The sequence below is a fragment of the Klebsiella sp. NPDC088457 genome (assembly GCF_044900465.1).
In the GTDB taxonomy this organism is placed as follows: Bacteria; Pseudomonadota; Gammaproteobacteria; order Enterobacterales; family Enterobacteriaceae; genus Klebsiella.
The window spans coordinates 45,257-59,129 of record NZ_JBJDNH010000036.1; the positions used below are offsets into that span (position 1 = coordinate 45,257).

General features: G+C 59.1%; 12 protein-coding genes and 2 pseudogenes. 6 read left to right on the plus strand and 8 right to left on the minus strand.

What is annotated here, in order from left to right:
* Positions 1 to 2: 2 nt before the first annotated feature.
* From ureC to ACI2JR_RS20625, 4 genes are read right to left on the minus strand one after another with little or no spacing between them, the layout of a single operon-like run.
* Positions 3 to 1,706: an urease subunit alpha gene (gene ureC / locus ACI2JR_RS20610; RefSeq protein WP_462479356.1), complete on the minus strand. Its 1,704-nt coding sequence runs from the start codon at positions 1,704 to 1,706 to the stop codon at positions 3 to 5.
* The gene (locus ACI2JR_RS20615; protein WP_462479357.1) at positions 1,699 to 2,019 is read right to left on the minus strand and encodes an urease subunit beta; all 321 of its coding nucleotides are present in this window, start codon (positions 2,017 to 2,019) and stop codon (positions 1,699 to 1,701) included. Before ACI2JR_RS20615 ends, ureC begins: the two co-directional genes overlap by 8 nt.
* A 9-nt stretch (positions 2,020 to 2,028) precedes the next feature.
* Positions 2,029 to 2,331, minus strand: a complete 303-nt coding sequence (locus ACI2JR_RS20620) for an urease subunit gamma (protein WP_132729672.1) — start codon at positions 2,329 to 2,331, stop codon at positions 2,029 to 2,031.
* A 9-nt stretch (positions 2,332 to 2,340) separates the two neighbouring features.
* Positions 2,341 to 3,165, minus strand: a complete 825-nt coding sequence (locus tag ACI2JR_RS20625) for an urease accessory protein UreD (protein WP_462479358.1) — start codon at positions 3,163 to 3,165, stop codon at positions 2,341 to 2,343.
* Between ACI2JR_RS20625 and ACI2JR_RS20630 the strand changes: the two are divergent.
* Positions 3,119 to 3,217, plus strand: a pseudogene (locus ACI2JR_RS20630) (short-chain dehydrogenase); the annotation flags it as partial. The gene ACI2JR_RS20625 and the pseudogene ACI2JR_RS20630 overlap by 47 nt on opposite strands.
* 85 nt (positions 3,218 to 3,302) lie before the next feature.
* On the opposite strand, the gene ACI2JR_RS20635 reads toward ACI2JR_RS20630, so the two are convergent.
* On the minus strand, positions 3,303 to 4,772 hold the full coding sequence (locus tag ACI2JR_RS20635) for an MFS transporter (RefSeq protein ID WP_462479359.1): 1,470 nt from the start codon (positions 4,770 to 4,772) through the stop codon (positions 3,303 to 3,305).
* A 212-nt stretch (positions 4,773 to 4,984) separates the two neighbouring features.
* Positions 4,985 to 5,605: a glycerol-3-phosphate 1-O-acyltransferase PlsY gene (plsY, locus tag ACI2JR_RS20640; RefSeq protein WP_132729675.1), complete on the minus strand. Its 621-nt coding sequence runs from the start codon at positions 5,603 to 5,605 to the stop codon at positions 4,985 to 4,987.
* 230 nt (positions 5,606 to 5,835) lie between these two features.
* Here plsY and folB point away from each other — a divergent pair, with 230 nt between their 5' ends.
* Entirely contained in the window at positions 5,836 to 6,189 is a 354-nt protein-coding gene (gene folB / locus ACI2JR_RS20645) for a bifunctional dihydroneopterin aldolase/7,8-dihydroneopterin epimerase (protein ID WP_132729676.1), read from the plus strand.
* Positions 6,190 to 6,500: 311 nt separating this feature from the next.
* Entirely contained in the window at positions 6,501 to 7,322 is an 822-nt protein-coding gene (gene bacA / locus ACI2JR_RS20650; RefSeq protein ID WP_132729677.1) for an undecaprenyl-diphosphate phosphatase, read from the plus strand.
* Positions 7,323 to 7,341: 19 nt separating this feature from the next.
* Here bacA and ACI2JR_RS20655 read toward each other — a convergent pair whose 3' ends face one another.
* Positions 7,342 to 8,583: a multifunctional CCA addition/repair protein gene (locus ACI2JR_RS20655; RefSeq protein WP_132729678.1), complete on the minus strand. Its 1,242-nt coding sequence runs from the start codon at positions 8,581 to 8,583 to the stop codon at positions 7,342 to 7,344.
* 61 nt (positions 8,584 to 8,644) lie between these two features.
* On the minus strand, positions 8,645 to 9,265 hold the full coding sequence (locus ACI2JR_RS20660) for a TIGR04211 family SH3 domain-containing protein (protein ID WP_132729679.1): 621 nt from the start codon (positions 9,263 to 9,265) through the stop codon (positions 8,645 to 8,647).
* A 214-nt stretch (positions 9,266 to 9,479) separates the two neighbouring features.
* On the opposite strand from ACI2JR_RS20660, the gene ACI2JR_RS20665 reads away from it, so the two are divergent.
* From ACI2JR_RS20665 to ACI2JR_RS20675, 3 genes and pseudogenes are all read left to right on the plus strand, one after another.
* Positions 9,480 to 10,778 (plus strand): inorganic triphosphatase, encoded by a 1,299-nt coding sequence (locus ACI2JR_RS20665; protein ID WP_462479360.1) that lies wholly within the window; start codon positions 9,480 to 9,482, stop codon positions 10,776 to 10,778.
* A 21-nt stretch (positions 10,779 to 10,799) separates the two neighbouring features.
* Entirely contained in the window at positions 10,800 to 13,637 is a 2,838-nt protein-coding gene (glnE, locus tag ACI2JR_RS20670; protein WP_165905719.1) for a bifunctional [glutamate--ammonia ligase]-adenylyl-L-tyrosine phosphorylase/[glutamate--ammonia-ligase] adenylyltransferase, read from the plus strand.
* A 58-nt stretch (positions 13,638 to 13,695) separates the two neighbouring features.
* A pseudogene (locus tag ACI2JR_RS20675) lies at positions 13,696 to 13,873 on the plus strand (bifunctional heptose 7-phosphate kinase/heptose 1-phosphate adenyltransferase); the annotation flags it as partial.

Sequence of the window (13,873 nt, forward strand, 5' to 3'; positions counted from 1 at the left end):
CCTTAAAACAGAAAATAGCGTTGCGCCATCGGCAGGACGTCTGCCGGTTCGCTGGTAATCAGCTCGCCATCGATCCGCACTTCATAGGTCTGAGAATCGACGGTGATATGGGGTTGCAGGTCGTTATGGATCATGTCGGCCTTTTGTACCGTCCGACAGCCTTTTACCACCGCCGTGGCGCTCTGCAGATTCAGGCGTTGCGCCACGCCGTTATCAACCGCCGCCTGCGACAGGAAGGTGAGACGACAGTGATGGCGCGCGCTGCCCAGCGCGCCGAACATCGGGCGATAGTGCACCGGCTGCGGGGTAGGAATCGAAGCGTTGATGTCGCCCATCGGGGCGATGGCGATCATCCCCCCCTTGATAACCGTTGCCGGTTTAACGCCGAAAAACGCCGGGGACCACAGCACGAGGTCAGCCAGCTTGCCGACTTCCACCGAGCCGACCTCATGGGCGATACCGTGGGTCAGCGCCGGGTTGATGGTGTACTTGGCGATGTAGCGCTTCACGCGGAAGTTGTCGTTATCACCGGTCTCTTCCGTCAGCGGGCCGCGCTGGACCTTCATCCGATGCGCGACCTGCCAGGTGCGTAGAACCACTTCGCCGACGCGGCCCATCGCCTGCGAATCAGACGAAGTCAGCGAGAAGGCGCCGAGGTCATGCAGGACATCTTCCGCCGCAATGGTTTCCCGGCGGATACGCGATTCGGCAAAGGCCACATCTTCGGCGATATCCGGGTCGAGATGATGGCAGACCATCAGCATATCCAGATGTTCGTCGATGGTATTGACGGTATAGGGCAGCGTCGGGTTGGTCGAAGAGGGCAAAATATTCGGGTGCGCACAGGCGGTAATAATATCCGGCGCATGGCCGCCGCCGGCCCCTTCGGTATGAAACGTGTGGATGGTTCGCCCGGCGATCGCCGCCAGCGTATCTTCCACAAAGCCGGATTCATTCAGGGTATCGCTGTGTAGCGCCACCTGAATATCCATGTCGTCGGCAACGGTCAGCGCGCAGTTGATCGCCGCCGGCGTGGCGCCCCAGTCTTCATGAATTTTCAGGCCGATAGCCCCCGCGGCGACCTGCTCGCGCAGAGCGTCCGGGTTGGAACCGTTGCCTTTACCCAGCAGGCCGATATTCACCGGCAGGCTGTCTGCCGCCTGCAGCATCCGCGAGATGTACCACGGGCCCGGCGTACAGGTGGTGGCGTGGGTGCCCGCGGCCGGGCCGGTGCCGCCGCCGATCATCGTGGTGACGCCGGAGACCAGCGCCTCTTCCGCCTGCTGCGGACAGATCCAGTGGATATGGGTATCGACGCCGCCGGCGGTGACTATTTTGCCTTCGGCGGCAATCACTTCCGTCGCTGCGCCGATGGGAATCGTCACGTTGGGCTGGATATCCGGGTTGCCCGCTTTGCCGATCGCCAGGATCCGCCCGTCTTTGATGCCGATATCGGCTTTAACGATCCCCCAGTGATCGACAATCAGCGCATTCGTCAGTACCAGATCGACGCACTCATCCGCCAGCATCTGCCCCTGACCCATCCCGTCGCGAATCACTTTGCCACCGCCGAATTTAACCTCTTCGCCGTAGGTGGTGAGATCGTCTTCGACCTCGATCCACAGCTCGGTGTCCGCCAGACGCACTTTATCGCCGGTGGTGGGGCCGAACATGTCGGCATAGGCCTGACGTGAAATATCACTCATCGTTTGCCTCCAGATTGCCCATCACATCGCCGCGAAAACCGTGCACCGCACGGCGGCCGGCGAGGGCGACCAGCTCCACTTCGCGTTTTTGCCCGGGTTCAAAACGCACCGCGGTACCGGCGGCAATGTTCAGGCGATAGCCCGTGGCCTGCCCACGGTCAAACTTCAGCGCCGGATTGACCTCGGCAAAATGGTAGTGCGAGCCAACCTGAATCGGCCGGTCGCCGTGATTCTCAACGATAATGCTGCGGATGGCGCGGCCAACGTTCAGGGCTATCTGCCCGGGCTGCACCTGGTATTCACCTGGGATCATCGCGATACCTCAGATAATCGGGTTATGGACGGTGACCAGCTTCGAGCCATCCGGGAAGGTGGCCTCGACCTGGATATCGGGGATCATTTCGGGCACGCCCTCCATGACCTGCTCGCGGCTTAACACGTGGCGGCCTTCTTCCATCAGCGCGGCGACGGTTTTACCGTCGCGGGCGCCTTCCATGATAAAAGCGCTGATTAAGGCGACGGCTTCCGGATAGTTCAGCCTCAGACCGCGGGCCAGACGACGTTCCGCCACCAGCGCGGCGGTAAACAACAGCAGCTTGTCTTTTTCTCTGGGTGTCAGTTCCATAGCGTTCTCTTAGGTCAGCCAGATTCGGGGAAGCACCGGCGATTTGCCGGTCAGATGCGGGCGCATAAACTGCCAGATATCACGCATCGCCCGCTGGCAAAGTAAATTATCGTCACTTAAGAATCGTACCGTCAGCAGGCCTTCGGTCAGCGTAGCCCCGGCATAGCTTGCCAGCGCCGCCAGCCGTTCCCGCACCCCTTCCAGCAGGGATTCGCTGGCGGGATAGAACAACAGGGTCCCGACCCATGGGCGATCGGCTACGCTTGCCAGCTGCCCATCGGCCAGGCTCAGGCGCTCAATCAGCTGCGGTGATTCATCCACCCACACTTCAAGACGGTTAGCAATGACGCCGTGGCTGAAGGTCTCGCCGATCGTCGGGCGGCCAAGGCACAGCAGATCCCAGGCCAGCAGTGTGCTGGAGGCGCAAAGGTGAAAGGCGGTGTGCAGATTGGCCCGGGCGCCGGGAAAGAAAATCGCGTCCTGCGGCAGCCATTCCAGGGTTGACTGCGCGGCGAGCGTCAGGCGCTGATGCAGGCACGCCTGCGCGCCGCCGCTGCGATAAAATTTGCTGGCGCCGGGCATGGTGATCAACGTGTGGCAGCCGCTATCGAGCGTGGCGTTAATCGTCAGTTCATCACCGCCGACAATGCCGCCCGGCGGGTGCAGTAGATAGAGATGACAGGTGTCTTCTTCGGGATAAAAGGGGCGCTGGACGGTGAGGGGACCGACATGCCGGGCGGAGGTGAGTACCGTTTTGCCGCCGCGATGTTGAAAATGAAGGTCCAGCGTGGCCTGCCAGCCTTTTTTATTCTCTGGTGATACGGTGCTGTGCAATGTCGCGCCCCTGCAAAATCAAGATAAAACAGCAGCGATGAGTATTGATCGGGCGTAAAGCATCTCGATCATATGAAAAGCTTATGCATAAAAAACGGCAAAACAGCCGCCGGAACGACGGCCGTTGAGTGGCAAGATTATTGCGCCTGATAATCCTCGGCGTCAATGTCATAACCCGAAGGTTCCCAGCGGATGGCGAGCAGCGATAGCAGGCCAATCAGCGGCGCGGCGGCGATAACCCAGAATACCCGGGTATCCAGCGCGGCCACCAGCAGCGGGAACAGGAACAGCGACAGCGTCGAGCTGCTGCGCATCAGGGTCTGGTTCAGGCCGACGCCGACGCCGCGCAGCGAGGTCGGATAACTCAGCGAGGCAAAGGTCATGGTATGGGCGCCGGGGCCAAAGCCCTGGCCGAACAGGAACAGCGCCAGCATCGCCACTGCGGCAACACCCTCGCCCGCACCGTCCGGGCGGCCGATCAGCGCCAGCCCGAGCAGCGCCGCCAGCTGGCAGCTGTAGCCCGCCAGAGACATCTTCCAGGCCCCTAAACGCGGCACCAGCCGAACCGCCAGCAGACCGCCGACGAAGGCGAAGAGCAGATTCAGCGCCAGCGAGATCAGAATCGTCGTCAGCATCGACTGAACAAAGAAGCTGGAGATGATCACCGGCAGGCCGAAAGCGACGGCGTTATAGGCAAAGGATGAGACCACCGACAGCAGCGTGGCCAGCGTGGTACGCCGCAGATAGACGCCCTGGAACAGACGGAAATAGTTGCTCCATTGCGCCTTTTTCACCACCGGCGCCGGTTTATCCAGCGCATCCTGCGCCACGTGGGCGTTGATGTTATACGCCTGGCGTAGGATAGCGGCGGCTTCACGCAGGTTGCCCTGGTTGGCGGCCCATACCGGCGATTCGCTCATGTAGCGGCTGCGAATGGCGATAATCACCAGCGCAGGAACCGCGCCGAAGCCGAGAATCAGCCGCCACAGCCAGTCGCTGTGGCTTTCTGGCAGCACGGCGTAGAAAAAGAGCACCAGCAGATACGAGATACTGATGGCGGCATACCACGTCGGGCACCACATGGCGACGCTGGCCGCTTTGTTGCCCGGCCCCTTAAGCCTGGAGAACTCGCTCAGGAAGGCCATCGCCACCGGCAGATCGATACCGACGCCGAGGCCCATGACAAAGCGGGCGCCGGTCAGAACGTATTCGTTGGGGGCCAGCGCGCAGGCGATCGCGGCCACGACGAAGAACAGCATATCGGCCATAAAGACGCGGTAGCGGCCGATTTTATCCGTCAGGTAGCCACCCAACAGCGCGCCGACGATCGCTCCGAAGGTGATCGCCGATGCCACCATTCCGGTACCGGCAGGAGTCAGATTGAACTCGCGGGTAATATCTTTCAGGCCGAAGGCCAGGGAGCCGAGATCGTAGGCATCAAGAAAAATACCGCCGAGGGCGATACCCATGACGATACGCGCATTATTGCGCCCGCTGCTGCCCTCATTAATTAAACGTGACACATCGGCCGCGCCGCGTATCCATTGTACTTCCCCGCCGGGCGACCCTGTCGCAGCGACCGGAGCCGCATTAATTACGTCTGTCATGATGTTGTTCTGTTGTGTCTTATCGAGATATTCAGAGTAAACATCGGCAGGAACGGGAATAAATCACTTTTGGTTATAAGACATAACTAAGTGATTGTAGCGAAAGGATTATCTTTAATATCGGGATGGGTCAGGATGATTGGCTGAAAAATCGGGGAATTCAAAAAGATTGTCGTGGAAAAGGGACCCGGCGAGGCGTGCCGGGCGTGAGATTATTTCTGCTCCGGCGTTTTTTTGTTCTTCTTCAGCCGGGACCAGATTTTGCTCTCCTGGCGGCGCCACAGACGCTGGATGTTGTCATGATGGCGCAGCAGGATCAGACAGGAGAGCATCGATACCGGGAAGGTATACTGCGGTTTGAACCACCAGACATAGAAGGGCGCAATGAGCGCGCTGACTATGGCGCCTAGCGAAGAGTAGCCGCTCAGCAGGATGGTCAGCAGCCAGGTACCGGCCATCACGCCGGTCAAATCCCAGCCGATCGGGGCGATCGCGCCGAAAGCGGTGGCAACGCCTTTACCGCCGCGGAAATTAAAAAACACCGGCCAGATGTGGCCAACGCAGGCCGCGATGGCGACCAGGCCCAGCCAGAACGGAGTCAGACCGAGCGCCCAGGCACCCCAGACGGGCAGCATGCCTTTGAGCACATCAAAAATAAGAACCGTTACGGCTGCTCCTTTGCCGCCAATCCGTAGTACGTTAGTCGCTCCGGGATTGCCTGAGCCGCTATCGCGAGGGTCGGGCAGGCCAGCGAGGCGACACACCAGAATGGCGCTGGAAATTGAGCCGCAGAGGTAGGCAAGGATAACCAGTCCAGGCGCGATTGCACTCATCAGCTGTTCCATTGTGAAAATGTCGTTTTGTCCCCGGTATTCTTCGCCTTACGGGGGCGCAGGCGGTCCTCGTCCGTGTCGCCACGGAGTACTGCTATGCTCCGGAACGCGTGCCGCGCCGCCGCTTTCCTGCAATGCGAATTATTTAGGGGATGTCTTTGCATCTGTGGATAATACGCATAATTCGCCGGAAGTGGTATCCGGTTTAGCCAAAAAGCAGGCAGGTCGTGATGGATATTGTATTTATAGAGCAACTTTCGGTCATCACCACTATCGGTGTTTACGACTGGGAACAAACCATCGAACAGAAGCTGGTGTTCGATATCGAAATGGCGTGGGATAACCGCAAAGCGGCAGGCAGCGACGATGTCCGCGACTGCCTCAGCTATGCTGATATCAGCGAACTGGTTATCAACCACGTTGAAGGCGGGCGCTTTGCGCTGGTTGAGCGCGTAGCGGAAGAAATCGCCGATCTGCTGCTGGAAAAATTTCAGTCGCCGTGGGTGCGGATTAAAGTCAGCAAACCTGGCGCAGTGGCCCGGGCGGCGAACGTTGGCGTAATTATCGAACGTCATCGGGCGTGATTGGACGTGGCCTTAATCTGAAACAAAACTTTTCAGGTCATACTCATTAAACAAATTGTCTTTATACAGGTCATAGAGCCCGGCCATCAGGCTATTTTATTTGTCATTTTGTAGTACAGCACTTTTCAGCAGGATACCTTAGCCTTTGAATGTGCCGGTAGATAACGCGTAATGATTGATTCTTCACCGACTACGTGTACGCTGCGGGAGTGAAGCGCTATCTGTGTCCAAACTGGCTGCACCCATGACGCCTGATGGAAGGGTTCTTCAGATCTGGATTTTTCATTTTACTTTTTAAAGGGTTTAATTGGATGAGCGATATACACTCGCTGCTGGTGGCGGCAATATTGGGTGTGGTTGAGGGTTTAACAGAGTTTTTGCCTGTTTCCAGTACTGGTCATATGATTATTGTCGGTCATCTTCTGGGTTTTGAAGGTGATACCGCAAATACTTTTGAGGTGGTTATCCAGTTAGGCTCCATTCTTGCCGTGGTCGTGATGTTCTGGCGCCGTCTGTTTGGCCTGATTGGCATTCATTTCGGTAAACCGCCGGTACATGAAGGCGAGGGGCGCGGTCGCTTATCACTGATTCATATTCTTCTTGGCATGCTTCCGGCGGTGGTGCTGGGCCTGATATTCCACGATGCCATCAAATCCTTGTTCAACCCGATAAACGTGATGTACGCGTTGATTGTCGGCGGCGTGTTGCTGATTGCGGCGGAATTGCTGAAGCCAAAACAGCCGCGTGCGGTGGGGATTGATGATCTGACCTACCGTCAGGCGTTTATTATCGGCTGCTTCCAGTGTCTGGCGCTGTGGCCGGGCTTCTCCCGCTCTGGCGCGACCATTTCGGGTGGCATGCTGATGGGCGTCAGCCGCTATGCGGCGTCGGAGTTTTCCTTCCTGCTGGCCGTGCCGATGATGATGGGAGCGACCGTGCTGGATGTGTATAAGAGCATCGGCTTCCTGAACATGGGCGATCTGCCGATGTTTGCCGTCGGGTTCTTCATGGCGTTTATCGTGGCGCTGATCGCGATTAAAACCTTCCTGCAGCTGATTAAACGTATCTCGTTCATCCCGTTCGCCATCTACCGCTTTATCGTCGCGGCGGTGGTTTACGTGGTCTTCTTCTAAGCGCAGGTAACGCTGGCCCTCAGTCTTGCGGCTGAGGGCAGCGCTCTTCCTTCCACCGTGCGACGGCCAGAATGCGCCGTCGCGTCAGCTCTTCACGAATTTCCACGCCTTTAAATCCCTCGGCAACCACGTCTTTTGTTGCTACCGAACGGGCGACGTTCCAGGCTTCGAGCAGCAGGCGTCCCTGAGGATAATCACAGGCTTCGAAACCGGTACGACCGCGCACATCCGCCTCGCTGGTTAAGGCGATTTGCAGCACCCGCTGCGGCTTGCGCCAGGCGTCGATATTATCGAACAGTTTGACCAGCGTTTTTGGCTGCAGAATGGGAAGGGTGTGAATCAGGTCGTGGAATTCGGCCACCAGTTTTGCCAGATCGCGAATATCGTTCGGTACCCGCAGGCGAGCGCAGAGCTGTTCGACCAGCTTAACGCCAGCCGGGCCGTGGCCATGATGACGCGGCCAGAACTCTTTCGGCGTCAGCCCCTTGCCGAGATCGTGGCACAGGGTGGCAAAACGGACGTCAACGTCCGGCGACAGCATTGCCGCCATCGTCAGGGTCATCAACGTATGCAGACCGGTATCGATTTCCGGGTGCCATTTGGCCGGCGCGGGAACGCCGTAAAGCGCATCGATTTCCGGGAACAGTACGCCGAGGGCATGGCAGTCGCGTAAGGTCTGGAAAAAGACCTGCGGATTGCGGGTGCCAAGGGCATTTTCCGTCTCTTTCCATACCCGTTCCGGCGTCAGATGCGCCAGTTCGCCGGCGTCGGCCATCTTGCGCATCAGCGTCAGCGTCTCGTCGGCGATGCGAAAACCCAGATGGGCATAGCGGGCGGCAAAGCGCGCCACGCGCAGCACGCGCAGCGGATCTTCGCTAAAGGCCGGGGAGACGTGGCGCAGCAGGCGCAGACGTAAGTCGGCCTGGCCGCCGTAGGGGTCGATAATCACCCCGTCTGCGTCCTCGGCCAGCGCATTGACCGTCAGATCGCGGCGCAGCAGATCTTGTTCAAGGGTGACGTCAGGCGCGGCATAACAGGTGAAACCGGTATAGCCGGAGCCGGATTTCCGCTCGGTACGCGCCAGCGCGTACTCCTCCCGGCTTTCCGGGTGCAGGAACACGGGAAAATCGCGGCCTACCTGCTGGTAGCCCGCGTCAAGCAGCTGGCCTGGCGTGGCGCCCACCACGACCCAGTCTCGGTCTTTGACCGGTAGCCCTAATAATGCATCCCGAACCGCACCACCGACCAGATAAATCTTCACGCCTGACTCTCCCGTATCCACTTTGCGCAAGATGATACGTAAGTCTGGCAGAGAAGACGAATTAGTTCATCCACCGGTCTTTACGCTTACGGCTCGGGATCAGATGCGGTAGCACCAGACCGAGCAGCAGACCGACGCCGAGCACGCCGCCGCCGTACATAAACCACTGCATGATAATGGTGCGCTGTTTGTCATCCAGCTGCAGATTGGCGGCATTGACCTTTTTCTGGGCGACAACCAGCTCATTTTTCAGCTTTTGATTCTCGTCTTTCAGCGCGTTAATGACGTTATCGCTACCGGCGACTTTTTTCTGCATGTCTGCGGTGCGCTGATTCCAGGTGGTATCGATGTTGTTCAGCTTGTCGGTCAGGGTCTTAACCTGATTTTCCAGATCCGGCACGCGGGTACGCAGGCTGGGCTGGGTGCTCAGCTCTTTCAGCGGAATCCAGGCGGTACGGCCATTGCCGTCGCGGATCTGTGCATAATTGGTGCTGTCATTAGTTTGCAGCAGAGAGACTTCTTCCCCGGCGTTGATGGTGCCCTGCAGACGATAATTATCGCCAGGACCCGTGCGAACCCAGGTGTTCAGTTCATCAGAAACATAGCGCTTTTCTTCTGCATGAACCGCCGTGGCGGCGCTCAGCGCCAGCAAAGTAAAAGTGATAAGGCGTAATTTTGGCATCAGGTCATCGTTTGATCATAAAAAGTTGAACGATAGTAGTGGCATCGCCATAGCGACGCAAAGTTTTCTGCCACAATCGGAAACATCCAGGAGGTGGCCCGGCAAAATGCGCATTGCATGGCGATTCGCCGCAAAATACTATCTACTGACAAAAAATATCGGCGTTAGTTCGCCGTATTTTCCCTACAGCGCAGAGAAGCGGAAGAATTCAGTCATGGCTCAAGAAATCGAATTAAAGTTTATCGTTTCCGACGGCGGCGTAGACACATTACGTCAGCACCTTAATACGCTTAATGCCCAGCATACGCCTGCGGGTCCATTGCTCAATATTTACTACGAAACGGCAGACAACTGGCTGCGCCGCCATGATATGGGACTACGCATCCGTGGCGATCGCGGCCGTTACGAAATGACGTTGAAAATCGCCGGTCGGGTGGTGGGCGGGCTGCATCAGCGCCCGGAATATAATATCCCGCTGGAGAAACCCGAGCTGGCGCTGGAACGTCTGCCTGCCGGGGTCTGGCCGCAGGGCGAGCTGCCCGCGGGGCTCGCGCAAAACGTACAGCCGCTGTTCAGCACCGATTTTGAACGTGAAAAATGGCTGGTGAGCGAAGGCGACAGCCAGATTGAAATCGCCCTCGATCGCGGCGAGGTCAAAACCGCAGAGCATCAGGAAGCGATTTGTGAACTGGAGCTGGAGCTATTGTCCGGTGATACGGCCGATGTGCTGACGCTTGCGCGTCGTCTGCTCGACACCGGCGTACTGCGTCAGGGGAGTCTGAGCAAGGCCGCGCGCGGCTACCATCTGGCCCAGGGCAACGACCAACGCCCGCTGCGGTCCTGCGGCATTCTGCCGGTGGCAGCAAAAGCCAGCGTTGAGCAGGGGCTGGAAGCGGCGCTGGAGAACGCGCTGGCGCACTGGCTCTATCATGATGAGGTCTGGAACCGCGGCAACCCGGCGGCGAAAGCGCAAATTCTCCGCGCTATCGCGCGGGTACGTCATGCGCTGGTGCTGTTTGGCGGCATTGTCCCGCGTAAGGCCACCGCGCAGCTGCGTGAGCAGCTCAGCGTAGCCGAAGCGGCGCTGGAGGAGGCCGGAAAAGACCCGGCCGCGCTGTTCAGCATCGCCACGGTCAGCGCGAAGCTAACCCTGACGGAGTGGCTGGTGGGCCGCGGCTGGCGCGCGTTTTTAAATGAAAACGGGCAAAAGAAGATCGCCGGCTCGTTTAAACGTTTTGCGGATATTCAGCTTTCGCGGGCGGCGGCTGAGCTCAAAAATGCGTTCCAGCAAACGCTGGGCGACGATTATGATGGCCAGCTGCCGCGTCTGGCCCGTGAAATCGACTGCGTTCAGATGTTAGCCGGCGCCTATGCCGACGCCGCGGGAGCCTGGCTGGAAAACTGGCAGGAAGTTCGCCGCGCCATTGAACACCGGGATAGCAGCGTTATTGAATATTTCCGCCGCCAGGCGCTGGTCGCGGAACCGTTCTGGCTGCATAGTGGAAAACGATAATTTCAGGCCAGGGAGACCCCTATAATGGCGCTTTCTTCGCAGTTGCAGCAGCACTGGCAGACGGTTGTGGACCGGCTACCGGCGGATTTTCCATTATCCACGTTAAGTCCGCAGGCGCAGTCGGTGATGGCGTTCAGCGATTTCGTCCAGCAGAGCCTGGTGGCCCAGCCGCAGTGGCTGGCGGAGCTGGAAAACTCACCGCCTGAGGCGCAGGAGTGGCGTCACTATGCCGAGTGGCTACAGGCGGCATTAGCGGAGGTCAACGACGAAGCGGCGCTGATGCGCGAGCTGCGCCTGTTTCGCCGCCGAATGATGGTGCGTATCGCCTGGGCACAGGCGCTGTCGCTGGTCAGCGAAGAGAGCAGCTTGCAGCAGCTAAGCGCGTTGGCGGAGACCCTCATCGTTGCCGCCCGCGACTGGCTTTATACCGCCTGCTGCAGCGAATGGGGCACTCCGTGCAGCGCTGAAGGAAAGCCGCAGCCGCTGCTGATCCTCGGGATGGGTAAACTCGGCGGCGGCGAGCTCAATTTCTCGTCGGATATCGACCTGATTTTTGCCTGGCCGGAGCATGGTGCCACCCGCGGCGGGCGCCGCGAGCTCGATAATGCACAGTTCTTTACCCGCCTCGGTCAGCGGCTGATTAAAGTTCTCGATCAGCCGACGCAGGACGGTTTTGTCTACCGGGTGGATATGCGCCTGCGCCCCTTTGGCGACAGCGGACCGCTGGTGCTGAGCTTCGCCGCGCTGGAAGATTATTATCAGGAGCAGGGGCGCGACTGGGAGCGCTATGCGATGGTCAAAGCGCGGATCATGGGCGATAACGAAGGCACCTATGCCAGCGAGCTGCGCGCGATGCTGCGGCCGTTTGTCTTCCGTCGCTATATCGACTTCAGCGTGATCCAGTCGCTGCGCAACATGAAAGGGATGATCGCCCGTGAGGTTCGCCGCCGCGGCCTGAAAGACAACATCAAGCTTGGCGCGGGCGGGATCCGCGAAATTGAATTTATCGTGCAGGTCTTTCAGCTGATCCGCGGCGGGCGCGAACCGGCGCTGCAGCTGCGGGCGCTGCTCCCGACGCTGGCCGCCATCGATGAGCTGCACCTGCTGCCGGCAGGCGATGCCGCGCGGCTGCGCGAAGCCTATCTGTTCTTACGCCGCCTCGAAAACCTGCTGCAAAGCATCAATGATGAGCAGACGCAAACTCTGCCGCAGGACGCGCTCAACCGCGCCCGGCTGGCGTGGGGGATGCAGGTTGATGACTGGGAGGCCCTGAGCGCGCAGCTGGAAGAGAAAATGGCCAGCGTACGGCGGGTGTTCAACGAGCTGATTGGCGACGATGAAGCGCAATCGCCGGATGAACAACTGGAAGAGTACTGGCGCGAGCTATGGCAGGATGCGTTGGAAGAGGATGACACCAGCCCGGCTTTGGCCCACCTTGCGGATAGCGATCGCCGTAGCGTGCTGGCGCTGATTGCCGATTTCCGTAAGGAGCTGGATAAACGCACCATCGGCCCGCGCGGGCGCCAGGTGCTGGATCAGCTGATGCCGCATCTGCTCAGCGAAGTATGCTCGCGTGCCGATGCGCCGGTGCCGCTGGCGCGAATTACGCCGCTGTTGACCGGCATCGTCACCCGGACCACCTATCTTGAGCTACTCAGCGAATTCCCCGGCGCGCTGAAACATCTGATTAGCCTGTGCGCCGCCTCGCCGATGGTCGCCAGCCAGCTGGCGCGCCATCCGCTGCTGCTGGATGAACTGCTGGACCCGAACACCCTCTATCAACCGACGGCCACCGATGCCTATCGCGATGAGCTGCGTCAGTATCTGCTGCGCGTGCCGGAAGAGGATGAAGAGCAGCAGCTGGAGGCGCTACGGCAGTTTAAGCAGGCGCAGCTGCTGCATATTGCCGCCGCTGATATCGCCGGAACGCTGCCGGTGATGAAAGTGAGCGATCACTTAACCTGGCTGGCCGAGGCGATGATTGATGCGGTAGTGCAGCAGGCGTGGGGGCAGATGGTGGCGCGTTATGGCCAACCAACCCATCTGCATGACCGCCCGGGCCGCGGTTTTGCGGTCGTCGGTTACGGTAAACTGGGGGGGTGGGAGCTAGGCTACAGTTCCGACCTGGATCTGGTGTTCCTGCATGATTGTCCGGTTGAGGTGATGACCGATGGCGAGCGCGAAATTGACGGTCGCCAGTTCTATCTGCGTCTGGCTCAGCGCATCATGCACCTGTTCAGCACCCGCACGTCCTCGGGGATTCTGTACGAAGTGGACGCTCGCTTACGTCCCTCCGGCGCCGCGGGCATGCTGGTTACGACCGCCGATTCATTTGCCGATTATCAGAAAAATGAAGCCTGGACCTGGGAGCATCAGGCGCTGGTGCGCGCCCGCGTGGTGTATGGCGATCCGGAACTGCAGGCGCGTTTTGATACCATCCGGCGCGATATTCTCAGCGCCCCGCGTGGAGGGGAGACGCTGCAGACCGAGGTGCGGGAAATGCGCGAGAAGATGCGCGCGCATCTCGGGAATAAACACCGCGATCGCTTTGATATTAAAGCCGATGCCGGCGGCATTACCGACATTGAATTTATTACCCAGTATCTGGTCCTACGCTATGCGCACGATAAACCGAAGCTGACGCGCTGGTCTGATAATGTGCGCATTCTGGAGCTGCTGGCGCAAAACGACATTATGGATGAGCAAGAAGCACGGGCGTTGACCCACGCGTATACCACGCTGCGCGATGCGCTGCATCATCTGGCCTTGCAGGAACAGCCGGGGAACGTTGCCCTGGACGCCTTCACCCATGAACGTGAGCAGGTTAGCGCCAGCTGGCAGAAGTGGTTGATGGCTTAACTAAAAAACCGGGTGTGCTATTATCGCGCGCAAAGTTTGCATCTCGCAGGAGAGAGTCATGAAAGTAACGCTGCCGGAGTTTGAACGTGCAGGAGTGTTGGTGGTTGGCGATGTGATGCTGGACCGCTACTGGTATGGTCCCACCAGTCGTATTTCCCCTGAAGCCCCGGTGCCGGTGGTGAAGGTGGAAACGATCGAAGAACGCCCCGGCGGCGCGGCAAACGTGGCGATGAATA